This window comes from Streptomyces sp. NPDC001770 (assembly GCF_053596135.1).
The window spans coordinates 33586-59785 of sequence record NZ_JBSFFN010000007.1; the positions used below are offsets into that span (position 1 = coordinate 33586).

Consider the following 26200-nt stretch of genomic DNA (forward strand, 5'->3'; position numbering starts at 1 on the left):
CGTCAGGGCTTGTACGGCATCGACGTCATCACCGTGAACGGTGGGGTGCGGCTGCTGTCGTACCGGACGCGCGTGTCGATCCCGTTCACGCCGTACCCCTTGGCGTTTAGACCGCCCTGTTTGTACCCGGACAGCGGATCGCCCGGGTCCGTCGGCTGTTTGCTCACGCTGCGGCCACTGGTCTCGCCGTCGGGCGCCGTCGAGTAGAAGGACTGGACGGAGCCGTCGGCCGGCGGGGGTGGCCCCTTGATCCATGCCTCTATGGCGGCGTTGTTCTTGTTGAGGTTGTACTCCGTCAACTCCTCCGCGCGCTGGTAGTTGGGGAAGGAGGAGGAACTGCCGATCTTGGGCTTGCCGTACGGCCACGCGGCGGTGGGGCCGTTCGCCTGCTGGTCGCGCAGGCGCTGCGCCAGTTGCTCGTCCGTCTTGCCTACGTGCTTGTCCAACGTGTGACCGTCGCTCATGTACTCGTTGGCGGCGAGATTCAGGTCGTAGTTGCTGTTCGAGTCGACTTTCAGCCAGACCTGGGAGTTCTTGAACTGCTCCAGGGACCGCGTGCCGAAACCTTGCGCGCGGGCCACACCGGCCTGGAGCGTGGGCGCGCTCAGGTAGGCCTCGTCCAGTGGCCCCTTCAGCGCCTCCATGCGGGTGGTCAGACCCCCCAGGATGCTGGTGTACTTGTTGACGATCCCGTTCAGCTTGCCCGTGTCGAAGTTCAGCACCGTGTTGACGTCGAAGGACAGAATCAGGCCCGCGCCCTTGCCGATCACCGACGTGACGGTGCTGAGAACGCCCTTGGCGTCCTTCGGTTTGGCGAGGTCCTCCAGGATGTCCTTGGCGGCTTTCCACATGGCGCGGTGGAGCTCTTCCGCCACGTCGCGGTTCAGATCGACGGCGGCCTCCGCATACTCGCGCAGGATGGTGGCGACGGAGTCGGCCGTGTCCTTCAGGACGGCCAGGACAGGCTCGCTGCCCGTGGGGAGCCGTGGATTGCCCGGACCGGAGTTGGCGGTCTGCCCCCACTGGTAACCGCTCCGCTGCTGCCCCCCACGCGGTCCCGCCCCACAGGGCGCTGCAGAACGTCCGCATGGCGGCTTCCCAGTCGGCCTGCTGGTGGTTGGTGATGGTGCCGACGGCCTGGGTGAGCTGGTCCGCTCCCAAGGAGGCGGTGATGGAGACGTCCATCCAGCTGTGGCAGAGGGAGTTGAGGTAGTGCTGCTGGGGGAAAGGGTGGACGTCAGCCACCCTTCCGAGGCGGAAGACGTGCTTGCACAGCGGATGGAGGACGTCCCGGACGATCTCGGGGATGCCCTCCATCAGGCCGCGCAGGAAGTCGTCGCCGTCGTCGTCGCCCCACTTGATGTCGGGCACGGAGTCGAAGTTCGGTGCCTTGTCCATGACCGCCGGCCTGGGGCGCTGCTCGGCCGTCTGTCCAGGCTTCGGATGGGCCGCGACATCCGCCCGGATGTAGGCGTTGGCGGTCTCGGTGAACCCGACCGCCACGCCGCCGACGCTGACGACGGACCGGCCCCATACTTCCAGCCATCGGTTGGCTATCTTCTTGTATGCCTGAGCGAACTCCTGAGCCTCCGTGCCGGCGCCTCCCGCGTCCGGATACTTGCCCAGTCCGTCCAGAAGCGTTTTGGCGCCGCGTACGAGGAAGTCCTGCTGCGCGGCGACCCTGCCTGAGACGGACCAGAGGTCGCTCGGCTTGACGTCGATGGTGCTGCCACCCGATGAGGGGGCAGGTGCGGAGGGCCCAGCCATCAGGCACCGCCTCCCCAGCCTCCGAGTACGGACCTGTTGGCCGCGGCGTAGTTCAGATGCCCCTTCACCACGACTTCGTGGAGCCACGCCTGGGTGGCCTTGAGGTCGTCGGCGGAGTGACTCCACTTGTCCAGCTCGTCGACGAAGGTCTCGCGAGCCTCACCGTCCCAGGTCAGTACAGCCTTGGCGGTCCGCTCGTACAACGTGTCCAGTTTCTCGTTGAGAACGCGGAGTATCGCCTCCAGGTCGCCCGAAAGGCGTTGCAGCGCAGCGAAATTCACGGTGATCCGGTCTTCGTCCGGCATGGTGCTGATCCCCCTGGTTCAGACGCCCGCGAAGCCGCTATTCGTGTTGGACCGCGCCGGCGGACCAACACGAATAGCAAACCGATCATATGACCGACTGTCTGCCTCTCTCCCTTCTCCCCGCGTACCTGCGGGCATCTGTCCGTATTGCTAGGGTGCTCGCAGCTTGCGACGCACGTTCGAACATGGAGGGGGCGGCATGGGGGAAGAGCCAAAACTCGCCTATACATCCGCGGAGTTGCGAAAACTGGCGGACGATCTGGACGGCATGCGCGACTATCTCGGCGCACAGGTCAGGCGCATGGACGAGATCGTCGACAGCGTCGAGAGCGGCTGGCAGGGCCCCACCGCAACGTCCTACCGATCGCTTCACCGTGGCGCGGCGGAGGACGCCGTGCGCATCGGCCAGAAGATTCAACTCCTCGCGGAGGCGGTCCGTCTGAGCGAGGGTGGATTCACGGAGCAGGAACTCGACGCCCTTGAACGCTTTCGCGCGATCCAGGTCGACGCCGACGTCGAGGCAGCCGCGGACGCGTTGTCCACGCCGACGCCGGGAGTTCCCCGCAGCAGTCTGAAGGACTTCTGACGAACGCGAGCTCGCCCGCCCCACCCGGGTCGTAGCCGATCCCGAGCGGCGTGGACTTCGTCAGCCCGGACCCCGCCGCGTAGGACCTGTGGAGGCGGCTGCTGCCGCCCCGGGGATCACGTCGATTCACGCACCACGAGTTCGTTCGGCATGATCACCGGCGTCGCGGGGCCGCCGTCGATCAGGCCGAGGAGCAGGTGGACGGCGGCGGTCGCCTGGTCGGCCATCGGGCTGCGTACCGAGGTCAGGGCGGGGCTGGTGTAGGCCGCGGCCTCTATGTCGTCGAAGCCGACGACCGCCACGTCGTCGGGGACACGTCGGCCCGCTCGGTGAAGGGTGCGCAGGGCTCCGATCGCCATCAGGTCGTTGGCCGCGAACACCGCGTCGAGGCCCGGGTCGTCCTCCAGGAGCTGCCGCATGGCTTCGGCGCCTGAGGTCCTGGTGAAGTCGCCCAGCGCGACGATGGAGCGGCGGCCGGTGTCACGCAGGGTCCGGCGGTAGCCGTCGAGGCGTTCGCGCGCTTCGTACAGTTCGAGCGGCCCGGTGATGGTGGCGATCCGGCGCCGCCCGCGCTCCAGGAGGTGACGTACGGCGACTGCCGCTCCGCCGGCGTTGTCCAGCGCCACGTACGGCACGTCCTCGGCGGAGGTGCGGTTGAAGGACACGACGGGCAGGCCCTGCCGTGCCAGTGCGGCCGGCAGCGGATCCGTACCGTGCAGGGCGACCAGGAGCACGCCGTCCACGTGCCCGCCGGCGATGTACCGCACCACCCTGGTCCGGCTCTGGTCCGACTCCGCGAGCATGAGCACGAGCCGTTTGCCCGCTTTCTCGAGCTCTCTGCTGACGGCCCGTACCACGGCGGAGAAGAGGGGGTCGTCGGAGACGACTCCCTGGGGCGGGTCGGAGACCACGACGGCGACGGTGTCCGTGCGGCGGGTGACGAGATTGCGTGCCGCCCCGTTGGGCACGTAGCCCAGTTCGTGGACCGCGCGCATGACGACGTCCCGGATCTGCGGAGCGACCGTCGTCTCGCCGTTGATGACGCGGGAGACGCTCGATTTGGAGACGCCCGCCCGTGCGGCGACCACTTGGAGAGTGGGGCGTCTCATGCGGGTCCGTCCCCCGTGCCGCCGCCCGGGACCCTGTCGCCGCCCGGGGTCCGGCGCGGGGCGGGTTTTCTCATCGGGGCGACCTCCGGCTCTGCGTCATGGCGATGTGAGCAGCGTATCCGCAGGCCGGAGCGGCAAGGGCAGGGTCCGGGTGCCTTCCGCTCGACGCCGTCCCCTTGTCCGACGGCGTGACAACCGGCAGCTGAGAGACCGTTCCCTCAGTGTCTCCCAGTGCACACGCTGCCGCGTCGCTTCGCCTTACCGCTTCGAGTACCGAGGGCCCCTTCGTGGCTCAGAGCGCCGTCGACGGCGACCCCGGGACGCGCTGGTCCAGCGCCTTCGCGGACCCGCAGTGGATTCAGGTCGACCTCGGGGCCAGCGCCGGGATCAGCCGGGTCGTCCTCAACTGGGAGGCCGCCTACGGCAAGGCGTTCAGGATCGAGGTGTCGAGCGACGCGGTGAGCTGGACCGTCGTCCACCAGACGGCCACGGGCACCGGCGGCATTCAGAACCTGGCCGTCTCGGGCACCGGCCGTTATGTGCGCATGTACGGGACGCAGCGCGCCACGCAGTACGGCTTCTCACTGTGGGAGTTCCAGGTCTACGGCACCGCCGGCACCGGCAACCCCGGCGGCGACGCCGGCCGGCTCCTCTCCTACGGCAGGCCGGGCGCCGCTTCTTCCTCCCAGGCCGACTCGAACTGCTGGGAGTGCACGCCGGCCAGGGCTTTCGACCGGGACCCGGCCTCCCGCTGGGCCACGAGCCCCACTACGGGATGGACCGATCCCGGCTGGATCTCCGTCGACCTCGGCGCGACGGCACAGATCGACAAGGTGGTCCTGCAATGGGATCCCGCCTACGCCAAGTCCTTCCAGATCCAGGTGTCCTCGAACGGAGCCGACTGGACGCCGATCTACTCGACGACGTCCGGCACCGGCTTCAAGCAGACGCTCGCCGTCTCGGGCACCGGCCGTTATGTGCGCATGTACGGGACGCAGCGCGCCACCCCTTACGGCTACTCGTTGTGGGAGTTCCAGGTGTACGGCACCGGCGGTGATCCGATACAGGCTCCGCCGCTGCCGAATGACCCCGCGAATCCGCCGCGGCTCGTGTGGAGCGACGAGTTCGACGGTGCGGCGGGCGGCAAGCCCGACTCGACGAAGTGGAGGGCCGATCCGGGCGTCGGATCCAACAACGAGCTGGAGTACTACACCGATCACCGCAACGCCTCACTGGACGGGGCTGGGCACCTGGTGATGGAAGCGCGCAAGGAGACCACCGCCGGGACGTCGTGCCCGCCCGACCCGCTGAGCGGCAGCACCACCTGTCAGTACACCTCGGCGCGGATGAACACCGGTGCGACCTTCCAGTTCACCTACGGGCGCGTCGAGGCGCGCATCAAGGTTCCCAAGGGCAACGGCCTGTGGCCCGCGTTCTGGATGATGGGCGCCGACTTCCTGACCGGCCGCCCGTGGCCGTACAACGGCGAGGTCGACATCATGGAAATCCTCGGCAAGGACGTGAAGACCGCGTACTCGACCGTCCACGCGCCGGCGTACAACGGCGGAGGCGGAATCGGCTCGCCGTACACCCTGCCCGGGAACGCCGACTTCTCCGACGACTACCACACCTGGGCCGCCGACTGGAACAGCCGAGGCATCACCTACAGCCTCGACGGCCGGACCGTCTTCACCCTCGACAAGGATCAGGTCGAGCAGACACGCGGGCCGTGGATCTTCGACCACCCCCACTACATGATCCTCAACCTGGCGGTCGGAGGCGACTGGCCGGGCCCGACGGACGCCGGCACGCCGTTCCCCTCCAAGATGCTCGTCGACTACGTGCGGATCTATCAGTAGCCGCTGGGCTCCGGCATGAAGCACGCATTCACCCCCAGGTCTTCGCCACCGTTCTTCCCCCCCCAGCCCGTGAGGAAGTGACATGCGCAGATTTCCCGTCCCTCTGTACACACTGTTGGTGAGCGCTCTGGTGATCGTGCTGGCCGCCGCGTTGAGCCTGACCGTCTCGGCCCCGCAGGCGCAGGCCGCGACGGTCACGGTCCAGGCCGAGTCCTACGCGGCCCAGTCGGGCGTCGCCCTGGAGGCGACCGCGGACACCGGCGGCGGTCAGAACGCCGCCTACCTCGCCGACGGCGACTGGATGCGCTTCGACAACGTCGACCTCGGCGGAGCCGGCCGGCTGACGGTCTCGGCCCGGGCCGCTTCCGCCGTCGGCTCGGGCACGGTGGAGCTCCGTACCGCCGGACTGACCGGACCACTGCTCGCCGTCATACCGGTCTCCCCGACCGGCGGTTGGCAGAACTGGTCGACCCTGACCACCGAAGTCACCACGCATCCCACCGGCGCGCAGACGGTGTTCGCCGTGCTGCGCGGCACGACACCCGGCGACTTCGTCAACATCAACTGGTTCTCCTTCGCCGGTGAGGGGGACGCCACGGCGGCCGGATGGGTCCCCGTCGACCAGGCCAAGTGGAACGCGCAGCTGGCGCAGTTCCGCGCGATGACACCGGCCGCGGTGCCCGCGACCACGGTCCGGGTTCCGGAGTTCAACGCCACCTGCACCTACAGTCACTCCAAGCCGGACGATCCCATCGTTCTGCCGGGACTGCCCGGTGCGTCCCACATGCACAGCTTCTTCGGCAACAAGAGCACCGACGCGTTCTCCACTCCGGAGTCGTTGCTCGCCAGCACGCCGACCAGTTGCACCCCTGCCACCGCCGACCTCTCGGCCTACTGGATCCCCACCCTCTACGAGGGCGACAGGGCCGTCGAACCTGAGGGCATGATCGTCTACTACGGTTCCCGGCTCACGGACCCCTCGGCGACCGTTCCCTTCCCGCAGGGATTCCGCATGATCGCGGGCAGCGCCAAGACGCAGACAGCCACCCCGGCGGGATCACCGGGCCAGTTCTGGTGCGCCGGTCAGGGCGGTGAGACCGGGCGCAGCTCCGACGGTAACTGGCCGGTGTGCGCCCCCACGGCCCACCTCACCCACCAGCTGGTCTTCCCCGACTGCTGGGACGGCAAGAACCTCGACAGCCCCGACCACAAGTCGCACGTGGCGTTCACGTACGACGGCAAGTGCAGCGGCGCCTACCCCGTCGCCATCCCCAACCTCTCCTTCGTCACCAGCTACCCGACCAGCGGCAGCGCCGGCGGCTTCCGGCTGGCTTCGGGCATGGCATCGTCCATCCACGGCGACTTCTTCAACGCCTGGGACAACGCCGCTCTCGGACACCGCGTGAAGGACTGCATCAACCAGAAGGCCAAGTGCAACTCCGCCGGCACGTTCTGACCCTGTGGTCGGCATGCGTCGTGGCCTTGGCGCTTCCGGCTGTCGGCTGCACCGCGCAGCCGACGGCCGGAGCGTCGGCACCGGCCTTCAACGCCACCGACAGCGCGTGGATCCTCCTGATGATCCCCATGGCCGAGCGTGCGCGGCTCCTGACCGATCTGGCGCCCTCCCGCACGGCGGACCCGGCCCTGGCCGCCTTGGCGGCGGACACCGGATCGGCACTCCGCGCGGACCTGCGCAGCCTGCGCGCGGTACTGCGGCTCTCGGGCGTCCCCGACACCCATCCCCACGAGGGGCACGACATGCCGGGCATGGTCGGCCTCGACACCCTCCAGCAGGCGGCCGACGTGAAGGGCCAGGCGTTCGACCGGATGCTCACCGACGCGCTGCGCGCCCACTTCGCGCAGTCCGGGCTGCTCTGTACCGGCGAGCGAGCCCGGGGCCGGGCGGACCGGGCGAAGGACCTGGCCGCGGCCATCGCGAAGAGCACGGCCGTACGGGCCTCCCGGCTGGACGAGCTCCGTGGGTCACAGCCAGGGCTGTGACCGCGCAGGTGCCGGGCCGTGTACGTCCCCTGCCCGCCGGACGAAGGTGGTCCGGCGGGCAGGGGGCCCATTCGATCCGCCCGCCCGTCCGGCCCGCGTGGCAGGGGAGGGCACGACCGCGGAATTCCGTCGACGGCGAGGTCCCCGGCACGCACGCGGCGGGTTCCAGGGGCTTGCGCCGTCGCGCGGCGGCCGATGGCGTCGGTCCGCTCAGTCGGCGGCGAGCAGGTGGGCGGTGCCGATCCGGGACAGCCCCCGGATCGGCACCGTCAGAGCGGCCACCACCAGGGCGGTCGCCGCGAGCGTGGCCAGCAGGGCGGCGCCGGCGACCGTGAGCAGGTGCCCGTGCAGCACGCCCCGGCCGAGAGTCAGCACCCCGGCCAGACCGGCCACCGCACCGGACAGCCCGCCCAGCAGAGCCAGTCCGATTCCCTCGTAGAGGGTCAGCTTCGCCAGCTCCCGGCTGGTCCAGCCGGTCGCCCGCAGCACCGCGAGATCGGCCGCGCGTTCGTGCTGCGAGATGACCAGGACGTCGATGGCGCCGGCGGCGCCCAGCAGCAGGGACAGGGCGACGCTGAGATAGTCGGCCCCGCGCGCCTGCGCCACCACGGCACTGCCGAGCAACGACCCGGCGACTTCGCCCCGGAAGGCCAGCGTCAGGGCGAGGAGCACCGTGAAGGCGGCCACTCCCAGCGCCAGCCCTGCCGCACCCAGCAGGGTGCGGCCCCGCACCCGCAGCAGGTTGAGCACGGCCAGTCCGGCCACCGAACGCACCGGGCGCGCGCGACGGGCCGCCGTCACCGGGGGCCGGACGGCTTCCATCGGTCCCAGCCGGGTGGCGAGCCAGGCGGGGATCAGGCCCGCAGCCATGGCCAGCAGAAGGGCCACCGGCAGTACGAGGAGCGACTTGGCGCCGGCTCCGGGCTGTCCCAGCGCCTGGCCCAGTACGTACGCGAGCACCGCGCCCGCGGCTCCGGCGGCCAGCCCGATCACCGCCAGTTCGCCGAGGATCAGGCGGAGCACCTCGCCGCCGCTCCAGCCGAGGCAGCGCAGCGTGCCGATCTCGGTGCGGCGCGAGCGCACCGAGGCCAGCGCCGCCTGGCCGAGGAAGAGTGCGCACACGACGAGGACCAGTACGAAGAGCACCGCGCTCTTGGTGTCCACCGCCCTGAGAATGCGCAGGGCCACACCCTTGGCGACCCAACGCTCCGTCACCCGCGCCGAGGCACCCAGCGCCACCGTCCGCGGCGCGGGTGAGCTGCCGACGGTGACGTCGACCTGGAGCCGGGGGTAGGAGGCCCGGATCTTCCCGGCCACCGCGTTCACCCGCGCCCGGGAGGCGGTGTCGACGCCGGTCACTCCGGCCACCCGGATCCTGATCGCGCTGACCGGTGCCGTGTCCTGGAGGCTCGGGATCCGACGGCTCCTGGTGAGCGCGGTGATGGAGTCCATCGTCGTCAGCATGGTGGGTGGCGGGCTGACGTAGCCGCCCAGGTTGCGGTCGGGCTGCAGCGGCCTGTCGTGGAGCTTCGCTCGGGTCGCGCTGTCCTCGCCGGTGACCTGGGGCGTCTGGTACGTCTCCAACGGGGTCTCGGACAGGGGCGAGAAGCCGGAAAGTTCACCGGTGTCGTAGCGGCCGACCAGGCGGACGAAGGGAGTGGGCAGGCGGCCGGAGTCCACCCCGTCGCAGGTCCCCAGTCCGATGCAGTCCGTGGAGGCATGGCTGGTCACCTCGCGGTACTGGGTGCCCTGGTGGTTCTCCTCGGGGACGTTGCGGAACGGCTGCTGGTTCGAGTTGGTGATCCACAGGCCGGCCTTCTGCGGCGGCCGCGTCTGTGCGGCCAGGTCGCCGTCGGAGGTACGGCGGTAGGCGACCGGGCCGACCGTCCAGTAGACCCCGGTGTCGAACGAATCCTCGCCCAGCGCCTTCCGGTAGCCCTTGCTCAGATCGACCCGGGTCGTGCCCACCGCGGTGCCGCGCAGGCTTCGTACGAAGGTGCTCGCCGTCGGGTTGCCCAGTTTCGAGGGGAGTTCGGCCGGGTCGCCGATGTCGAGCCGCTCCACGGTGGCATCGAGTGCGCCGGTGGTCAGCGGGGTGTCGCTGAGCAGCGCCGGGACGTAGATGTCGTGCTGTCCGTGGACGCTCTTGGCGCCGGACACCGTCCACGGCTTGTCCCGCTCGGTGAGCATCCGGCCCGAGGCGATGGTGTCGCCCAGGCTCACCAGCCGGTCCTCGGCCACCGGGTCGATGGCGGACAGCAGCACGGGATAGCTGACCGGGACGTCGATGGTGGCCTTGTCCTCGCCGGACTGGCAGTTCATCCGCGAACTCAGGTCCGGGTCGAACGGTGACCTGTCACTGAGGTCCTCGGCGATGATGTTCGGCTTCAACGGCAGGTCCAGGCCGAACTTCTTCTTCTCGGTCTTGTCCCAGTTGAAGTAGAAGCAGACGTCGTACTTCCCCTTGATCCGGTACTGCTGGGTGTCCTTGTCGACCACACCTGTTTCCAGGGTGTCGGACTCGAAGAGGTCGTCCGACTCCGAGGCCGACGTCAGGGGGGAGCGGGTGAGGTAGACGTACTCGTCCGAGGTGCGGTAGCTGCCCAGCCCGGAGGTGAGCGTGGGGCTGATGCGCAGGATCTGCCGGGACGCGTTGCCGTCGAGGAAGCGGGACACGTCCACCGTGACGGTGCTCGCCACCATGAGGTAGCCGATGTTGGCGACCGGCGCGGCCACGTCGACCCCGGCCATGCCGCGGATGCTCCGGTACTGGTCCATGGTGATGCCGCCGAACGTGCCGGACAGGAAGTTCGGCGCGACGAGTCCGCGCTGCCGCTCCACGTCCGTCTGCGAGTCGGGCGGGCGGACCAGGACGTCGTACGCGGACCGCGCGTTCTCCCGTACGGTGCCCACGGTGGCCGCCTGGCTCGTGTTCACCGTCGCGGTCAGCAGGGTGAAACTGGTCGCCGCCACCAGAATCCCGGCGGCCAGGGCGAGTGCGCGCCCGCGCCGCCGGCGGAGCTGATCGAGAATCATCGTGATCACGGGCGCAGGCCCCCCAGCCGGTGCAGCACGTCGGCGGAGGGCGTGACCCGCTGGTCGGACACGATCCTGCCGTCCTGCAGCCGCACCACCCGGTCGCCGTTGGCGGCGACCTCCGCGTCGTGCGTGGCGATCAGCATCGTCATCCCGTACCGCTCGCGCAGTGACATCAGCAGGTCGATGATCTCGCGCCCGATGACGCTGTCGAGGTTGCCCGTGGGCTCGTCGGCCAGGAGCAGCCCCGGCCGGTTGATCAACGCGCGTGCGAGGGCGACGCGTTGCTGCTGGCCGCCCGACAACTGCGAAGGCAGGGCGTCGGCCCGCTGGGCGAGACCGACGGCTTCGAGCAGTTCCATGCCGCGCGCACGCCGGTCGAAGTCCACCCTGCGCGGCAGGACGGGGGCGAGTACGTTGTCCAGCGCGGTCAGCGCGGGCAGCAGGTGGAAGCGCTGGAAGACGAAGCCGATACGCCGCCGGTGACGGTCGAGGTCCCGGGACACCAGCTCAGCGCCGTCGATCTCGACGTGTCCCTCGTCGGGCCGGTCCATGCCACCCGTCACATGCAGGACGGTGGACTTGCCGGCGCCGGACGGCCCGGTCAGCATCACCACCTCGCCGCCCGCGACATCCAGGTCCACCTCGTCCAGAGCGGTCAGCCCCGGATACCGACGACTCACTCCGCGTAACGCCACGCTCATAGCCATTGATGCAGCCTCGCCCTCGTACATCGCGGCGTGTGCGTCGCCGCACCTGCGTCGCCGTCCCTGCATTGCGCCAATTCAGGGGTATGTTGTCACAATGTAGAAGGGACGTATATGCCGCTCCATCACGCCGTGCTCGCGCTGCTGACCCGGCGACCGAACCACGGGTACGAACTCAAGGCCCGTTTCGAGGAGGCCATCGGCCCGCAGTGGGGTGGCCTGAACATCGGTCACCTCTACCAGATCCTCGAACGGCTGGTCCGCGACGGCTATGTGTCACGTTCGCAGGTCACCCAGACCGACCGGCCCGACAAGAACCTCTACACCCTCACCGAGGCCGGCGAGGCCGAGCTGCGCTCGTGGGCGACCACCGCCTGGGTGCGCGTCGGCGGCTTCCGCGACGAACTGTTCCTGAAGCTCCTCGGAGCCTCCGCCCTGGGCCCGCAGGCCCTGACCGCGCTGATCGAGTCGCAGCGGCAGACGTACCTGTCCGAGCTCGCGGGCCTGGCGCGGCAGCGCCGCGCCCACGCCGACGAGCCGCTCGTCGCCGTCCTGATCGATGCCGCCATCGCGCACACCAAGGCCGACCTCGGCCTGCTGGACAGTGCCGCACAGCATCTGGGCCCGCTCGCGTCCACGGCACGGAGCGCGCGGGCGTCGGAGGGCTCACCCTCACAGGTGCGGGGTGACAACGACCAGGCCGGGGGCCACGGCGGGACGAGGGGGGACCGCGCCGAGTCCGCCTAGGGGGGCGCGGGGGCGCCGTTGGTGATGCCGGTGGAGTGACGACGTCCGTGCCGATGGCGTGTTCGGCCGTTCGAGAACGGGGCCGGGCCCGGTGGTCGCGCCGGGCCCGGGCCGCCCCTCGTGTCCGGCGGTGGGTGGTCCTCCGTACCACCGCGGCCGGCCTCGGCGACCTCGGCGACACCCCGGGTGCGATCGCCGGGCGTATCGTCGGCTGGGTGCTGCGACGCGTCGGCAGGCCCGGCGTCTGCAAACAGGTGCTCACCGGTGGTCGCCCGTGTCAACGGCGCGTCGTCATCGGTGATTTCGCCCGGCGTCCGGAGGCCCGGGCAAAGGCTCCCCGGAACGCCGTCGACCTGGCCGAGACACTGCTGCCCACCACCCCGGGAGTAACCCGCGCGGTGGTGATCGTCACCGACTCACCCAACTCGGCCCATGGCGACCTCTGGTGACGGGCATCGGTCCCGCCCCGGCGGCTCCCGTGCCGCTGGTTCGGCACGATCGCCGCAGCTTGCGCGGCTGGACCCAGCGGGTGGAGGAGTTCCACACGGAGGACCATCCGGACCGTCTCCATGGGGTGACCGGCGGCCGGCCGCTCCTGGCCGGCCGGACGCACCGCCTCCACGCCGAACCGGGACAAGGGGTCCGAGCGTTTTCCCGCACTCCGTTCACGGACAGTGTGCGGGAGACACGTCCTGGCCCGGCGTTCGGTCGCTTTCGTCCGGAGTCCAGGGAATCCTCACCAGCCACCCGGGCCCCCGCGTTCGTACAACCGATACGGTGATTGCGTCGGTGGCCGCGCGAATACGGTGGAGCGGCCTGCCCGGATGGACTTGGGGGAATTCGTGACGTTCGAGCAAGAATGGGCCGAACTGCGCGCGGCCGCGGCCCAGCGGACCGCCATGCAGATCGACAGCATCCCGGCCGACGGCGGCGGCGGAGGCGGCGGCAGCGGGGATCTGGTGGTCAATGACGACGAGCTCGGCGCCATCGGCAATGAGGCTTTCGGGCTGCGCAATCGGCTGACGAAGGAGGGCAACATCGCCCGCAATTCGACGGCCGACGCGGCGACGGCGCTGACCAGCGGGAACTTCACGTGCGGTTCCGCCGTGCTGAAGGTGAACGACGCCTGGCAGGACCACCTGAAGACGCTGCTGGATTCCTGTGCGCAGATCTCGAACCACCTCGATTACACCAAGGCCCAGCACGCCAAGGACGAGGCGAAGATCGACGGGGATCTGACGAAGATATCCGTGCTCACGGAATACATGAACTAGGGCTCGGGGGAGCACGCACATGCTGAAGTACGAGGACATAGTCGACGCCCCGGTGGCGAAGTTGAAGGCCGCCGCCGACGACTGGTCGGAGATGGCGGGAAAGCTGGAAAAGCTTGCCGCCGACGCCACCAGTGGGATGAAGGCCAAGGCGGACGGGGCGTCCTGGGAGGGCGTCAACGCGGGGGTCACCAAGGAGTTCATCGGCAAGACGGCCAAGGAGTTCTCGGACGCCGCGGCCGAGGCCAAGGGTGTGAAGGCGGTCCTCGAGGACGGCTGCGCGGCCATCAAGAAGGCCAAGGACGAGCTGGTCGCCATCCGGGACCACGACGGTCCGGCGGCCGGCGTCAAGGTGGACGGCAGCGGCCAGGTCTCGGCGCGGCACCCGGTGTCCGAGATCGCCGGCCAGCATCACGACCCCGACTACCCCGACCTGCTGCGGCAGGAGAGGGAGAACATCGCGTCGTGGCAGAAGAAGATCGACCTCATCGTCGACAACTGCAACGACGACGACCTCGCCTTCAAGAACTCACTCGACGCCAACTTCGGTGCCCGCAAGGACTTCAGTGCCCCGAAGTACACGAAGCTGGACCAGGAAGAGGCGGACCGTGCCGCCGCACTGGCCGCCAAGGGCCGGGACCTCACGCACACCGAGCTTCAGCAGCTCAACGAGCTTCTGAAGGACAACAGTTCGTCGCCGGAGTTCTCCAAGGACTTCTACCAGAAGCTGGGACCCGAGAAGTCACTCGCGTTCTTCGGCCAGCTCTCCACGGACACGTACGAGTACGGCAAGGTCGACCCGGAGCGCCTCAAGGACGTGCAGGAGCTCCAGAAGAACCTCGGCCTCAACCTGGCCACCGCCTCGCACGACAAGGAGTTCACCGACAAGTGGGGCCCGGAGCTCCGCAAGTTGGGTACGGAGCGCGTTCCGCTGGCCAAGAACGACTACAACGGGCCGTTCGGATACCAGCTGCTCGGCGGGATCATGCGGTACGGGAACTACGACGCGAAGTTCCTCAACCCGATCGCCGAGCACGTGGCGCAGCTGCACCAGAAGGACCCGTACATGTTCGCCGACAACAAGGTGGTGAACAGCCCGTTCAAGAACCCGTTCAACCCCTCCGGTGAGAACGGGGCGGGCTACGACCCGACCACCGCCATGCTGGAGGCGCTCGGCAACAGCCCTGAGGCGGCGAAGAAGTTCTTCACCGACACCCCGACCGCGTACAACGAGGACGGTACGGTCAACACCGGCGGCAAGGCGAACCTGGGCAAGAACATCGACAACTACCTCGACTTCTTCGGCAACGAGAAGTGGGAGTCCTTCCCCGACGTCAACTCGCTGGACGACAAGGAGCTCAAGGCGTCGCTCGACCAGATGCCCGACGCCCTCGGCCACGCCCTGGAGGCGGCGACGCTCGGCTACCCGGACGGGCAGCCGGACGCCGGTGTGGTGCGGGACGAGGACAACGTCAAGGTCATGCAGAAGGTCATAGAGAAGTACGCAGCGGACCCGAAGCTGCTCAAGGACAATGCGGCGATGTCCGACAGCCTGGGCACCATGGGTGCCGGCTACATCAACGACATCAACTGGGCGCTGGACAAGAACGACTCGGGCAGCGTTTTCGCTCCGGGTGAGGGCAAGGGCGCGCACCTGGACTTCGGGGACACCGTGGACGGGAATGGGCGAAGTGTGGTCCGGGGCTTCCTCAGCACTCTTGGCCAGCACCCGGACGCCTACGCGACGGTTTCCACGGCGGAACAGGCCTACACCACCAGCGCCCTGGAACAGACGGTGGGTTCGGACGGAAAGATTGACGAGGGCTCTGCCAGGGCGACCGTGCGCGTGGGTGCCGAGGTGCAGGGCATGCTCGACCAATCCCGGGCCGATCAGGTGGAGGCGACCAACCTCAAGACCCACGAGGAGTACGAGAAGGCGGTCGCCAAGCGCTCGGGCTGGGTCGAGTTCGGCGCGGCTGCAGGCGTCGCCGCAGGCGTCGCCTTCCTGCCCGCGACCGCAGCCGTCGGCGCGGCCGCTGTGCTCATCCCGCTGGCGACCGATACCGCCAGTGGTGCCGTCGAACAGGTCATGGGCCAGATGGTCGGCGACTTCTCCGACAACTCGGTGGATGCGAACGCGGACAAGCTGGATGACCTCACCCGGGAGGAGAAGACCAAGATCTACGCCGGCGGTGAGAGCATGGCCGAGACTCCGACGGAGGGGTTCTTGGGCCGGCACGGCTATAAGGACAACGACACCTTCGCGCAGGACCTGAAGGAATCGATGTTGATCGGCTACGGGGTCGGCAACGACCGGGAGAACCAGCAGGGCAACGACCCGGAGACCGACTGAGGCCAGTGAACGGCCCGGTACGCGAAAGCGTGCGGACAGCGATCGGCCGCAGCTCAGCACGTGAAGCGTGTCGCTGCGGTCATGGCCGGCACGCTGTCTCCGGTAGTCACCTGCTGCGGAGGAGACGAGGACGCGGCCACGAAAGTGGTTGACGATTGCGTGGCGGAGGGCGGCCCTTCCTCGAGAGGGGCCGCTCGTCGGCGCAGGACAACGCGTCGGGCAGGACCGACTGTTCCGGTGTGGGGCGTGAGGCTCAGCCCTGAGCGGCGCAGAAGGACGGAGCACCGTTGGAGTTGTTCGCGAACAGCACTGCGGACATGAACAGTGAATTTCGCCAGAACATGATGGAGACCGTGAGGCTCGGCCGTTCGACCGGAGACCACCGGGAGAAGGACAGAGCGGGCTCCGGAAGCGGGCTGACGAGTAGATGGGTATTGGCGGAGGGATGAGGATCGTGGGACTGGTGCGGGCAAGGCGCCTTACTGCCGCTGTGGGGTTGGTCGCGGCTCTGGGAGCCGGCGTGGTGGCCTGTGGCTCGGACGGGGAGGAGGGCAAGAGCACCGGTGACCCCTATGTGAGTGCCGACAAGGTCTGTGGCGGCCTGTTCGAAGGGCCACTGGCGAAGAAGATCGAAACGGTCACGGCGACGACCGAGTTCTTCGACAAGAGCGACGAAGGCATGGAAAAGGTCGTGAAAGCGCTGAAGGACGGATACGAGTCCGGACACAGCTCGGGCCGGGAGGCGAATCTGTGCGCGTTCAGCCACGAGGGGGCCAAGGTCGATGAGACCGCCGAGCTCAGTTTCTCCATGTACGCGCCGCAGGACGTCAAGGACCTTCGCACCGCGCCCGGCACGGAGTCATACACCATGGGGAAGAGGTCCGAGGCGAGGGGTGTCGGAGCATCGATCTACTTGGAATGCGTGAGTCCTCAGCTGAAGGGATCGAGCGAGGAGCCCCTGCGCATCCATGGGGGCTTCGCGAACAAGTCGGGCGCTGCGAACACCCGCGAGAACCGGGACGCCAATGTGGAGATCCTCCACGCCGGCGCCCTGTCCGTGGTGAAGAAGCTCGGCTGCGAGGACAACGCAGGGCTGCCGGAAACTCCCGTCCTCACGACGAAGTAGATGGAGAGCCCATGTTGAGGAGGACCTGCGTCGGCTCAATGACCGCCGTGGCTCTGCTGGCCGGGGCCACCGGCTGTGGCGGAGACGAGGACCCGGCGGCGAAAGCGGCCGACAAGGCGGTGGCGGGGACGGAACTCTGCGGCGGCAACGCCATGTCCGCCGACGCGGCCAAGGCGCTGAAGGTGATCACGGGGGAGTCGCGGCTGGAGGCTTCGGGAAAGGAGTACTCGATCGCGAAGGCCGCCAGCGCCCTGCGGGAGAAGTTCATCACCGAGAGCGTCGGCACGGGGGACATCTGCCGTGTCTTCACACCCGTCGGTACGCCTGAGATCCAGCTCAGGATCACCTGGAATCTGGAACGCGACGCCTCGACGGGCAAGATGGGCTCGGAGTACACCGAGTTGAAGATGGGCGAGGCGGCCTGGACCACGCCCGACAAGGCGCTCATCGAGTTCGCATGCCGGAGCGACAAGCTCGCCGGGTCGAATCCGGCCCACATCTCCATCGAAGTGATGCGCTGGGGCATGCCCAAGGACATCGATGACGAGAGCGGAGCGTTGAAGGACGCCTACGCCACCGTGACCCACTCCATCTCGGTGGCCATGGCCAAGGAGCTGGGCTGCGCGGAGAACGGCGGCCTCCCCGCTCAGGTCGTGCTGCAGCGGGCGTAGCCGGAACGAGCGTGATCGAGGTGATCGAGGGCGGCCCTTCCTGTACGCAGGAGGGGCCGCCCGCTCCATGCGCATGCGGTGCCCCGTGAGGACGGGGGGTCCGGTGCGGGGCGCCGGGCTCAGCTTCGGGCGGCGTACGAGACGAAGTCACGCAAGGCGGTGGGGGAGAGGGCGAGTTCGGCGCTGCGCCGGCCCTTGGAGCCGCGGCCGTGGATCGTTTGCGTTCCCTTTGCCGCCTCGCAGCCGCCGGCGGAGAACGGCCGTGGCATGCTTCCGGTGAAGGCACTCGCCGACCGGTGGGCCGTGCTCGACCCGCCACCCGCCACCCGTCGGCAGGACGGTCGTGGTCGAACTGGACCTGCCGCCGGGTACGGTCCAGGCGGCTCGACGAGGAGCCACCGGTGGCCGGTACCACCGGGCGCGGGGAGGCAGCGGTGTGGGCAACACGAGCGCAGGCGGCCGACGGGACGTGAAGAGGACGTGGCGCCGCGCCCGGCGCGCGGAGGGAACCGTCGACATCCCGGTCGGATCGGCGCAGCTCGTCGTCCCCCTCGTGCTGGGGACGGCCCTGGCGACGGGCCTGCTCTACCTGGGACAGCGCTGGACCGCCGACCCCATGACGGCCGGGGAGCTGCGCACCTGCGCGCACACGGCCGTCGTGGCCCTCGTCGGCGCACGGATACTGTCGCGCGACCGGGGCACGCGGCTCACGCCGGAGTGTCTGGAGGCCTGTTCGCCCCTCTCCCAACGGGAGCGCCGCATCCCCTGGGCGGACATCGTGAGTGTCGGCGTCCGGCGGGGCGCCGGAGTGCGCCGGGTGCGCCTTGCGCTGGTGACGGGCGAACACCTGACCCTGGCGGCCCCCGTGTCCTTCCTCGACCGCCGCTTCGACGCCCATGTCGAGGAACTGACCGCGTGGTGGGAGAGCCACCGTCGTTGAAGACGGCCTGCTGCGGAGTCGTCAGGGCCGTCCGTGCCCGCGCGGTGGCGGGCACGGGCGGCCGCAGGCCGGGACACCCCTTAGCCGACGGTCACCGTGCCGATGGTGATCCGGTGGTCCGAGCAGGCCGCGACGCCGGTGCAGGACGTCGAGATCCCGAGCGAGTCCCCGCTGTACGATCCGGCCAGCGTGCTCTCGCGGACGAAGATGAGGTCGAGCTTCGCGTTGCCCCCGCACGGCGGGGCCGAGCCGGGGGTGCCTTCCGCGGTCCACTCCCCGTAGCCGAGGCAGTTGCCCGTGTCGTTGTCGTCCAGCTCCCGGTACGCGCCGGTGTTGTTGCCGTTGTTCGGCACGTCCAGGCTCGGCGCGTAGAAGGAGTTCAGCCGGCCGTAGCTCGGCTGGGCGTTGAAGTCGCCCGCGATGAGGACCGTCTCGCCCGCGGCGTGGTAGGCCTCCAGTTTCGCCCGTACCGCCTCCAGCTGGGCGACGTTGTACGTCCCCTGCGTGGTGATGTGCGTCGTGCAGAACCGGGTTCCGGAGCCGTCGGTGAGCGGTGCGCACAGCAGGTTGCGCTTCTCGGCCGTACCGTCGTCCGGCAGCGTGATCCGGTCGGCCGTGCCGAGCGGCCGCTTGCTGAACAGTGCGTTACCGAACGCCTCGCCCTTGCACACAGAGGAGTTGCCGGCCTCGCGGCTCGGTTCGAAGCGGGCGAAGTTCTGTGCGTCCGTGGGCCAGTCCTCGGCGCGCAGCGCGGTCACGAGGGCGTCGTACTGTCCCCGGCACAGCTCGTTGAACGAGACGAAGTCCGCCGAACGGTTCACGATCGAGGCGGACGCCTGGTCGATGAGGCCGTCGGTCGTGGACCCTTCGTGGATCTTGTCCCCCGCCACGTTCCACTGCCACACGTTGTACGTGTGGGACGTCGCCGCCCCGGCCTGTGCCGCCGTCACCGGCAGCAGTACCCCCGCCAGTACCCCCGCCAGCGCGAGCCGGACACCACGTCGTCGGATGCCGTGAAGTCGCATCGTCGTTTGCCCTCCCTGTTCCTGGCACCGACCGCTCGGCGGCAGGATGCCGCATCACCGCGTCGGCGCGGGACGATCGTACGTGGCAGGTACACGCACGTGAACGGGGGATGGAGGAATGGTGAAGCCCGGTCCCGTCGTCGCCCACAGCCCGCTCACAGCCGCCCCCCGGGGACCTGCGGTCCCGGGGCGGTGGCTGCCGCTCACCCGGAGGAGTGGCGTCGCGGGAGCGGCGTCGGAAGGGTCGCGTCACACCGTCCTGATCGCCGGGTCGGAGACGCCGGGGGCGCCGGTCTCCACATGACCGGCGAACCGGCGCAGGAAGGTGGCGTCCGTGTCCGAGACGACCTGGACGTCGTACCAGCGGGAGGTCGTCCGCAGGTCGAGCGTGTGGGTGACGGTCGCGCCCGGGTTGACCTTGAAGGTCTGGACCGCTCCGCCGTAGGCGTTGGTCACCGTCAAGTGCACCGCCGTCGGACCGGAGTTGGTCATGGTGAGGTTCAGGTTCCCGCCCGCCGTCACGTGGCGTGCGGTGACCTCGGGGCCGGGCTTCGCCGCCGGGCCGCGCCAGGTGCGCAGGAAGCCGTTCGGGCCCCAGACCGTGAGATCGATCCGGTTGCCGGTGGAGGCGCTGGTGCTCCAGGTGTCCGAGAGGGTCTTGCCCGCCTCGACGGTGTACGGCCAGGGGCCGTCCGTACGGTTGCCCGAGGTGCTGTGGAAGTGGGCGCCGAGGGTGGGACCGCCGGAGAAGGTCAGGGTGAACGTGCCGGTGGAGACCGTGGCCCGGCCGTCCACGTACGGGCTGTAGCCGAGGGCGCGGGTCGGCTTCGAGCCCGCCTCCTGCTTCGGGAGGGCGCCCGCGGCCGGCGGAGTCGGGTGGAAGGACGGGTGGCGGTTCTTGTCCGGCGGCACGTATCCGGCCGTGGAGGGAAGGGCCGCGGGGGCCTTGTCCGCCCGGGTGAAGTCGAAGGCGGAGGTCAGGTCACCGCAGACGGCGCGGCGCCACGGCGAGATGTTGGGCTCGCGCACCCCGAAGCGCTTCTCCATGAAGCGGATCACCGAGGTGTGGTCGAAGGTCTCGGAGCAGACGTAGCCGCCCTTGCTCCACGGCGAGACCACGATCATCGGCACGCGCGGGCCGAGCCCGAACGGGCCCGCCGCGTAGTCGGTGCCACCCGCGTACAGATCCTTCGACACGTCCGCCGTGGACAGGCCCCAGGCGGAGGAGGCCGGCGGGTACGGCGGGACCACGTGGTCGAAGAAGCCGTCGTTCTCGTCGTAGGTGACGAACAGCGCGGTCTTCGCCCACACCGCAGGGTTCGAGGTCAGCGCGTCCAGGACCTGAGAGATGTACCAGGCGCCGAAGTTCGTCGGCCAGTTCGCGTGCTCACTGAAGGCCTCGGGGGCGGCGATCCAGGAGACCTTCGGGAGGGTCCCGGCGGTCACGTCCGCGCGCAGTCGGTCGAAGTACGTGCCGCCCGACTTGACGTCGGTGCCGGTGCGGGCCTTCTCGTAGAGCGGGCTGCCGGGCTGGGCGTTGCGGTAACTGTTGAAGTAGAGAAGGGAGTTGTCGCCGTAGTTGCCGCGGAAGGCGTCGTTGATCCAGCCCCAGGACCCGGCGGCGTCCAGGCCGTCGCCGATGTCCTGGTAGATCTTCCAGGAGACCCCGGCCGACTCCAGCCGCTCGGGATAGGTCTTCCAGCCGTAGCCGGCCTCCTGGTTGCCGAGGACCGGGCCGCCGCCCGTACCGTCGTTGCCGGTGTGGCCCGACCACAGGTAGTAGCGGTTGGGGTCGGTGGCTCCGATGAACGAGCAGTGGTAGGCGTCGCACACGGTGAAGGCGTCGGCGAGCGCGTAGTGGAACGGGATGTCGTTCCGGGTCATGTGCGACATGGTGGTGGCCGTCTTGGCCGGTACCCACTTGTCGTACTTGCCCTTGTTGTAGGCCTGTTGGCCGCCGGACCAGTCGTGGTTCAGCCCCTCCAGGAACTGCATTCCGAGGTCGTCCACCTGCGGGTTGAACGGAAGGACGTCCTTCGTCCCGTCGGACTGGTGGAAGACGGACTTTCCGTTGTCCTGGAGCACCGGCCGGGGGTCCCCGAAGCCTCGTACCCCCTTCATCGCCCCGAAGTAGTGATCGAAGGAACGGTTCTCCTGCATCAGTACGACGATGTGCTCGATGTCCTGGATGGTTCCGGTACTGCCCTGCGCCGGAATGGCGGCGGCCCTCGCGATGCTCTCGTTCAGCATCGTGAGGGCCGCGGTACCTCCGGCGATCCGCAGAAACCTGCGACGGTCCAGTTCTGTCATGGGTGACGGCTCCGGGGTGAGGGGGGACGGGCGGTGAGGGGTGCCCCAAGAACAGCGGTCTCTCCTTACGGGGCGGGGGCGGGTTCGTGACCCCACGCCGTACGGCCGGCGAACGGAGATCCCTTCGTCGCGGGGTGGACTGCCTCGCTGAGCATTTCGAACCGGACATCAGGGGTACATGCTCGGCGGAGGCTCCGAAACCGCACCGCACGGCCGCCCACCGCCCGCCTGCCCACTGCCCGGCCGCCCGGCGGGAGGGGCACATCCCGGCCACTTCGACGACGCCCGCCCGTGCGCCGACGCGTGCCGCACTACGATGCCACCGGGGGAACTCGGCCGACCGGCAGCTGAGTTGGACGCCGGACGGGCAACACGCCGGACGGGCAACACGCCGGACGAGGTCCCCCGCCGTCCCGTTCCGCTGTCCGCCAGGAGCACCGAGTGCCGTACACGGCCGAGATCAGCCGCAGCAATCCGACGAGCATCATCTTCCTCGTGGACCAGTCGACCTCCATGAGCGACCCCATCGGTGGTGAGCTGCCGCAGCAGAAGGCCGACGTGGTCGCCGACGCCATCAACCGGCTGCTCACCGAGCTCTCGGTCAAGTGCGCCAAGGAAGAGGGCGTGCGCGACTACTTCCACGTCGCGGTCATCGGCTACGGCGCCACGGTCGGTTCGGCGTTCGCGGGTTCGCTGGCGGGGCGGGACATCGTTCCGCTGAGCGAGGTGGCCGACAACCCGGCCCGTGTCGACGAACGGGCCAAGAAGGTGTCCGACGGCGCCGGCGGCCTGGTCGAGACGACGGTCGCCTTCCCGTTGTGGATGGACCCGGTCGCCCACGGCGGCACCCCGATGAACCGCGCCCTGCGGTACGCCGCGAACCTCGTCGCGGGCTGGACCGAGCGTTATCCGGCGAGCTTTCCCCCGATCGTCATCAACCTGACGGACGGCGAGTCGACCGACGGCGACCCCACCGCCGCCGCCGAGGCCGTCACCGCGCATGCCACGGCCGACGGCGCCGCGCTCCTGTTCAACCTGCACGTCTCCGCGGCGGGCGGGACGCCCACCGCGTTCCCCGACACGGCCGACGGGCTCCCCGACAGCTACGCCCGCACCCTCTTCTCCATGTCGAGCCCGCTGCCGGGCCACATGCGCGCGTACGCCGCCTCACAGGGCCAACGGGTCAGCGACACCACCCGCGGATTCGTCTACAACGCCGACATCACCACGGTCGTGCAGTTCCTCGACATCGGCACCCGCGCCACCGAACTGCGGTGAGCTCCTCCCCGTCCTGCGTGTACGTCACGCACCTGGTGGCGCCCAAGCACGGGAGTACGGAGCCGGAGTGCGAGGACGCCGTCGCCGTGCTGCCCCGATGCTCGTACGACGACATGCTCCAGGAGCCCCTCACCGTGGGTGTGTGCGACGGGGCCACCGAGAGCGTCCTGGCCAAGGACTGGGCCCGGCTGCTCTCCCGCGCGGCGGCCGAGCACGCCATGGAGCGGCCCGAAGTGCTGTGCGGTGGAGCGGCGTTCGAGGAGTTCGCGGGCTACGCCGTGGACCGCTGGGAGCCCTGGCTCGCGCGGTACACCCGGGCGCGCGTCGAGGACGGACGCCCGCTGAAGTGGTACGAGCACACCAAGCTCGCCGCGGGCGCCCACGCGACCCTGCTCGCCGTGCGGGTCGACCCGGTCGCCGGCCCGGACGGCGACGCGCCCGGGGCCGCCTGGGAGTGGCGGGCCGCCGCCCTGGGGGACACCTGCCTCTTCCATCTGCGGGACGACCGTATGGTGCGCGCCTTCCCGGTGGAGTACGCGGAGGAGTTCGGTACGGCCCCCGGCCTCTTCGGCAGCCGCAACCACGACGCCGCCCTGCTGGCCCGGCGCACCCGGTTCGAGGAAGGCCGGTGCCTGCCGGGCGACCGGCTGTTCCTGATGACCGACGCGCTGGCGGCCTGGTTCCTGTCCGCTCCTGAAAAGTCAGTCGCCGTAGGGCAGTTGCTGGAGTTCGCCGGCCCCGACGACCTGGACGCGTTCACGGTCTGGCTCGACGGCCTGCGCAGGAGCGGCGAGTTGCGCAACGACGACGTGGCCGTCGTGCGGATCGACTTCGAAGGGCGGTGAACGTGGCCACGCCCCCCGGTGCGCAGCGGCAGTTCCCCAGCGGCGCCGCCTACGCGGAGGCGCTCCAGCACACCCAACTGTGCTTCCGGCACCCGGAACTTCGTGGAGCGAGACCCGAGTTGACGAAGCTCGGCATACCGCGCGCCATCTCCGGAGCCTTCGCGAGCGTCTTCTCACTGACCTCCGCCACCTCGGGGCAGCGGTACGCGGTCAAGTGCTTCACCCGGCACGTTCCCGACCAGGAGCTCCGCTACCGGGCCATCAGCGACCGGCTCGCACGCCTGAACCCGGCGGAACTGTCCCAGCCGTGGAAGCTCGGCTTCGAGTACCTGCCCGACGCGATCATCGTGGGCCGGGAGTACTATCCGGTCCTCAAGATGGAGTGGATCGAGGCCGTCACCCTCTCCTCCTGGCTGGACGACCACTTCACCGACCGGTACGCCGTCGACCGGCTGGCCGAACGCTTCGCGTCGCTGACCCGCGATCTCTCGGACCACGAGATCGCCCATGGCGACTTCCAGCACGGCAACCTGCTCGTCGCAGCCGACGACACCTTCCGCCTCGTCGACTACGACGGCATGTACGTGCCGGAACTGTCCGGGCTGGGCGGCACCGAGCGGGGGCACCGCAACTACCAGTCGCCCCTGCGGGGGAACGACGACTTCGGCGCGCTGCTCGACCGCTTCTCCGCCTGGGTCGTCTTCCTGTCGCTCAAGGCCGTCGCCGCCGACCCCGCCCTGTGGGGCCGGCTGCACGAGCCCAGCGGCGAGTTCCTGCTGCTCACCGAGGACGACTTCAGGAACCCCGTCGGCTCCACCGGCCTGCGGACCCTGCTGGCCCACCCCGACCCGACGGTGAGCGGTCTCGCGGAACAGGTGAAGTTCCTGGCCTTCCAGCCGCTGGAACTGCTGCCGCCGCTGGCGGGGGCCGCGGTGCCGAAACAGCGGACCGGAGCGCCGGCGGGCGCGGGCTCCACCGCGTCGGCAGGTTCCACCCGGACGGCCGGTACGGGTGGGCTGCCCGGCTGGATGACCGGGCACGTCGCTCCGCCTGCCGCGCCCTCCTCGCCCGCCGCGGCTCCCTCGCCGGCCGCCCCCGCCGCACCCCCGTGGGCCGCTCCCGCCACAGCGCCGGACACCTTCCGCGTCCGGACGCCGTGGGATCTGGCGGTGGCGGTGTTCTGGCCGGTCGCGCTGGCCGTGGCCGTGCTGATGGTGGTCGGTGGCCTCCCGGCCGTTCCCCTCGGTCCCGGTGTGCCGCTCGTCCTCGCCGCCGCGTTCACCGCGTTCGCCCGGGGCCGCCGGACGGAGTGGACGCAGGCCAAGGCGGCGCTCCGCCGACTCGAAGACGAACTCCTCCGGTTGGGAGATCCGGCCGAGGCGGCCGAGAAGCTGCGCGCGGAACAGGCGGCGCTCGACGCGGCGGAGGCGGGCCGGAACGCCGCCCAGCCACAGGCCAGGGCCAGGCTCACCGCCGCGTACCACAACGAACTCAAGGAAGCCGAGAAGCGCAGGATCGCCGCCCTGCGCGACCTCGACAGCCGGATCGGCAGACTTCCGGAGGAGCTCCGCAAAGCCCTGGACCGGGCGCTCACCGACAAGCAGTCCGCGTACGTGCAGGACCACCTCCGCCGGACCTCGATCGTCCAGACCCCGCCGTACGGCATCGGCCCGAAGCTCGCCGCGCGGCTCGCCTCGGCGGGCATCCGGACCGCCGCGGACTTCACCGGCGCCCGGATCGTACGGACCGGGCCGCGGCGCTACCCGCACAGCACCGGCGCCGTACTGGTACGGCCCGGCGGCGCCACCGTCGACATCTCCGGCATCGGGCAGGCGAAGGCGGTCGCTCTGGAGGCGTGGCGGAGAGAGGCCGTCGCGTCGGCCTCCGCCCGGCAGCCGACGGCCCTCACGGCGGTGGAGCGGCACACGGTCGAGCAGCGCATGGCGGCCCGTCGGACCCATCTCGGCGTCCAGCGCACCACCGCGGAGTCCGAAGCCGTCGCCAGGGGCGCGTCGGCACGCAAGCGCCTGGAGGACGGCCAGGAGCGGCTCGCACGGGAGAACACGGCCGCCGACGACCGGGCCCGGACACAGCGGCGGGAGTTCAGCCGGCGCGCGGTCGAGCTCCAGCGGGACGGCGACCTCTACCGGACGCTGAGCGACCTGATCGGCGAGGCCGGACTCCGGCGTCGCGGACTGTCGTACCCCCGCTACCTGAGGTTCGCCTGCCTCGGACGCTGAGTGTGGGAGGGCCCGGCCCCCACG

The 26200-nt window shown here is 69.7% G+C and carries 23 protein-coding genes; 16 read left to right on the forward strand and 7 right to left on the reverse strand.

Annotated elements, in window-relative coordinates; translation table 11 throughout:
* Window positions 1-2: 2 nt before the first annotated feature.
* Window positions 3-875, reverse strand: a complete 873-nt coding sequence (locus tag ACWCSV_RS08780) for an RNase A-like domain-containing protein (RefSeq protein ID WP_451139928.1) — start codon at window positions 873-875, stop codon at window positions 3-5.
* 212 nt (window positions 876-1087) lie between these two features.
* Here ACWCSV_RS08780 and ACWCSV_RS08785 point away from each other — a divergent pair, with 212 nt between their 5' ends.
* Window positions 1088-1213, forward strand: coding sequence for a hypothetical protein (locus tag ACWCSV_RS08785; RefSeq protein ID WP_451139930.1), 126 nt, complete (start codon window positions 1088-1090; stop codon window positions 1211-1213).
* The gene (locus ACWCSV_RS08790) at window positions 1192-1689 is read left to right on the forward strand and encodes a hypothetical protein (protein WP_451139932.1); all 498 of its coding nucleotides are present in this window, start codon (window positions 1192-1194) and stop codon (window positions 1687-1689) included. The genes ACWCSV_RS08785 and ACWCSV_RS08790 overlap by 22 nt, the downstream gene beginning before the upstream one ends.
* 77 nt (window positions 1690-1766) lie before the next feature.
* Here ACWCSV_RS08790 and ACWCSV_RS08795 read toward each other — a convergent pair whose 3' ends face one another.
* Complete coding sequence (locus ACWCSV_RS08795) at window positions 1767-2072, reverse strand: WXG100 family type VII secretion target (protein WP_451139934.1); 306 nt, start codon at window positions 2070-2072, stop codon at window positions 1767-1769.
* Between the two features lie 199 nt (window positions 2073-2271).
* Here ACWCSV_RS08795 and ACWCSV_RS08800 point away from each other — a divergent pair, with 199 nt between their 5' ends.
* Complete coding sequence (locus tag ACWCSV_RS08800; protein WP_451139936.1) at window positions 2272-2658, forward strand: WXG100 family type VII secretion target; 387 nt, start codon at window positions 2272-2274, stop codon at window positions 2656-2658.
* Between the two features lie 116 nt (window positions 2659-2774).
* On the opposite strand, the gene ACWCSV_RS08805 is transcribed toward ACWCSV_RS08800, so the two are convergent.
* The gene (locus ACWCSV_RS08805) at window positions 2775-3767 is read right to left on the reverse strand and encodes a LacI family DNA-binding transcriptional regulator (protein ID WP_451139938.1); all 993 of its coding nucleotides are present in this window, start codon (window positions 3765-3767) and stop codon (window positions 2775-2777) included.
* A 221-nt stretch (window positions 3768-3988) separates the two neighbouring features.
* On the opposite strand from ACWCSV_RS08805, the gene ACWCSV_RS08810 reads away from it, so the two are divergent.
* From ACWCSV_RS08810 to ACWCSV_RS08820, 3 genes are all read left to right on the forward strand, one after another.
* Window positions 3989-5626 (forward strand): discoidin domain-containing protein, encoded by a 1638-nt coding sequence (locus ACWCSV_RS08810; protein ID WP_451139940.1) that lies wholly within the window; start codon window positions 3989-3991, stop codon window positions 5624-5626.
* A 118-nt stretch (window positions 5627-5744) separates the two neighbouring features.
* On the forward strand, window positions 5745-7082 hold the full coding sequence (locus ACWCSV_RS08815; RefSeq protein ID WP_451139942.1) for a DUF1996 domain-containing protein: 1338 nt from the start codon (window positions 5745-5747) through the stop codon (window positions 7080-7082).
* 20 nt (window positions 7083-7102) lie between these two features.
* On the forward strand, window positions 7103-7627 hold the full coding sequence (locus ACWCSV_RS08820) for a DUF305 domain-containing protein (protein WP_451139944.1): 525 nt from the start codon (window positions 7103-7105) through the stop codon (window positions 7625-7627).
* 210 nt (window positions 7628-7837) lie between these two features.
* Here ACWCSV_RS08820 and ACWCSV_RS08825 read toward each other — a convergent pair whose 3' ends face one another.
* Together ACWCSV_RS08825 and ACWCSV_RS08830 are read right to left on the reverse strand one after the other, a co-directional pair.
* A complete protein-coding gene (locus tag ACWCSV_RS08825; RefSeq protein ID WP_451140207.1) occupies window positions 7838-10663 on the reverse strand; it encodes an FtsX-like permease family protein in 2826 nt (941 codons plus the stop codon).
* A 5-nt stretch (window positions 10664-10668) separates the two neighbouring features.
* Window positions 10669-11373 carry an ABC transporter ATP-binding protein gene (locus ACWCSV_RS08830; RefSeq protein ID WP_451139946.1) on the reverse strand — a complete coding sequence of 235 codons (705 nt, stop codon included), beginning with the start codon at window positions 11371-11373 and terminating at the stop codon, window positions 10669-10671.
* Between the two features lie 111 nt (window positions 11374-11484).
* Here ACWCSV_RS08830 and ACWCSV_RS08835 point away from each other — a divergent pair, with 111 nt between their 5' ends.
* The 7 genes from ACWCSV_RS08835 to ACWCSV_RS08865 all read left to right on the forward strand — a co-directional run bounded on the left by ACWCSV_RS08835 (window position 11485) and on the right by ACWCSV_RS08865 (window position 18478).
* Entirely contained in the window at window positions 11485-12117 is a 633-nt protein-coding gene (locus ACWCSV_RS08835) for a PadR family transcriptional regulator (protein WP_451139948.1), read from the forward strand.
* Between the two features lie 134 nt (window positions 12118-12251).
* Window positions 12252-12566 (forward strand): hypothetical protein, encoded by a 315-nt coding sequence (locus ACWCSV_RS08840; RefSeq protein ID WP_451139950.1) that lies wholly within the window; start codon window positions 12252-12254, stop codon window positions 12564-12566.
* A 393-nt stretch (window positions 12567-12959) separates the two neighbouring features.
* A complete protein-coding gene (locus ACWCSV_RS08845; protein ID WP_451140209.1) occupies window positions 12960-13391 on the forward strand; it encodes a hypothetical protein in 432 nt (143 codons plus the stop codon).
* A gap of 19 nt (window positions 13392-13410) precedes the next feature.
* A complete protein-coding gene (locus ACWCSV_RS08850; protein ID WP_451139952.1) occupies window positions 13411-15741 on the forward strand; it encodes a hypothetical protein in 2331 nt (776 codons plus the stop codon).
* Window positions 15742-16231: 490 nt separating this feature from the next.
* Complete coding sequence (locus ACWCSV_RS08855; protein WP_451139954.1) at window positions 16232-16867, forward strand: hypothetical protein; 636 nt, start codon at window positions 16232-16234, stop codon at window positions 16865-16867.
* Between the two features lie 38 nt (window positions 16868-16905).
* A complete protein-coding gene (locus ACWCSV_RS08860) occupies window positions 16906-17538 on the forward strand; it encodes a hypothetical protein (RefSeq protein ID WP_451139956.1) in 633 nt (210 codons plus the stop codon).
* 436 nt (window positions 17539-17974) lie between these two features.
* Entirely contained in the window at window positions 17975-18478 is a 504-nt protein-coding gene (locus tag ACWCSV_RS08865; RefSeq protein WP_451139958.1) for a hypothetical protein, read from the forward strand.
* Window positions 18479-18558: 80 nt separating this feature from the next.
* Here ACWCSV_RS08865 and ACWCSV_RS08870 read toward each other — a convergent pair whose 3' ends face one another.
* Together ACWCSV_RS08870 and ACWCSV_RS08875 are read right to left on the reverse strand one after the other, a co-directional pair.
* The gene (locus ACWCSV_RS08870; protein WP_451139960.1) at window positions 18559-19503 is read right to left on the reverse strand and encodes an endonuclease/exonuclease/phosphatase family protein; all 945 of its coding nucleotides are present in this window, start codon (window positions 19501-19503) and stop codon (window positions 18559-18561) included.
* Window positions 19504-19752: 249 nt separating this feature from the next.
* The gene (locus tag ACWCSV_RS08875) at window positions 19753-21813 is read right to left on the reverse strand and encodes a phosphocholine-specific phospholipase C (RefSeq protein ID WP_451139962.1); all 2061 of its coding nucleotides are present in this window, start codon (window positions 21811-21813) and stop codon (window positions 19753-19755) included.
* A 441-nt stretch (window positions 21814-22254) separates the two neighbouring features.
* Between ACWCSV_RS08875 and ACWCSV_RS08880 the strand changes: the two genes are divergently transcribed.
* The 3 genes from ACWCSV_RS08880 to ACWCSV_RS08890 are packed head-to-tail and all read left to right on the forward strand — an operon-like array spanning window position 22255 to window position 26176.
* Complete coding sequence (locus ACWCSV_RS08880; protein WP_451139964.1) at window positions 22255-23091, forward strand: vWA domain-containing protein; 837 nt, start codon at window positions 22255-22257, stop codon at window positions 23089-23091.
* Complete coding sequence (locus ACWCSV_RS08885; RefSeq protein WP_451139966.1) at window positions 23088-23936, forward strand: hypothetical protein; 849 nt, start codon at window positions 23088-23090, stop codon at window positions 23934-23936. Before ACWCSV_RS08880 ends, ACWCSV_RS08885 begins: the two co-directional genes overlap by 4 nt.
* 2 nt (window positions 23937-23938) lie before the next feature.
* Complete coding sequence (locus ACWCSV_RS08890) at window positions 23939-26176, forward strand: hypothetical protein (RefSeq protein WP_451139968.1); 2238 nt, start codon at window positions 23939-23941, stop codon at window positions 26174-26176.
* Window positions 26177-26200: the final 24 nt, after the last annotated feature.

What these genes read in the sequence shown, in the direction of transcription:
- ACWCSV_RS08835 (WP_451139948.1), top strand. Translation starts at nt 11,485, where the DNA reads ATGCCGCTCCATCACGCCGTGCTCGCGCTGCTGACCCGGCGACCGAAC.
- ACWCSV_RS08860 (WP_451139956.1), top strand. Translation starts at nt 16,906, where the DNA reads ATGACCGCCGTGGCTCTGCTGGCCGGGGCCACCGGCTGTGGCGGAGAC.
- ACWCSV_RS08785 (WP_451139930.1), top strand. Translation starts at nt 1,088, where the DNA reads ATGGCGGCTTCCCAGTCGGCCTGCTGGTGGTTGGTGATGGTGCCGACG.
- ACWCSV_RS08850 (WP_451139952.1), top strand. Translation starts at nt 13,411, where the DNA reads ATGCTGAAGTACGAGGACATAGTCGACGCCCCGGTGGCGAAGTTGAAG.
- ACWCSV_RS08795 (WP_451139934.1), bottom strand. Translation starts at nt 2,072, where the DNA reads ATGCCGGACGAAGACCGGATCACCGTGAATTTCGCTGCGCTGCAACGC.
- ACWCSV_RS08805 (WP_451139938.1), bottom strand. Translation starts at nt 3,767, where the DNA reads ATGAGACGCCCCACTCTCCAAGTGGTCGCCGCACGGGCGGGCGTCTCC.
- ACWCSV_RS08870 (WP_451139960.1), bottom strand. Translation starts at nt 19,503, where the DNA reads ATGCGACTTCACGGCATCCGACGACGTGGTGTCCGGCTCGCGCTGGCG.
- ACWCSV_RS08800 (WP_451139936.1), top strand. Translation starts at nt 2,272, where the DNA reads ATGGGGGAAGAGCCAAAACTCGCCTATACATCCGCGGAGTTGCGAAAA.
- ACWCSV_RS08830 (WP_451139946.1), bottom strand. Translation starts at nt 11,373, where the DNA reads ATGGCTATGAGCGTGGCGTTACGCGGAGTGAGTCGTCGGTATCCGGGG.
- ACWCSV_RS08825 (WP_451140207.1), bottom strand. Translation starts at nt 10,663, where the DNA reads ATGATTCTCGATCAGCTCCGCCGGCGGCGCGGGCGCGCACTCGCCCTG.
- ACWCSV_RS08875 (WP_451139962.1), bottom strand. Translation starts at nt 21,813, where the DNA reads ATGACAGAACTGGACCGTCGCAGGTTTCTGCGGATCGCCGGAGGTACC.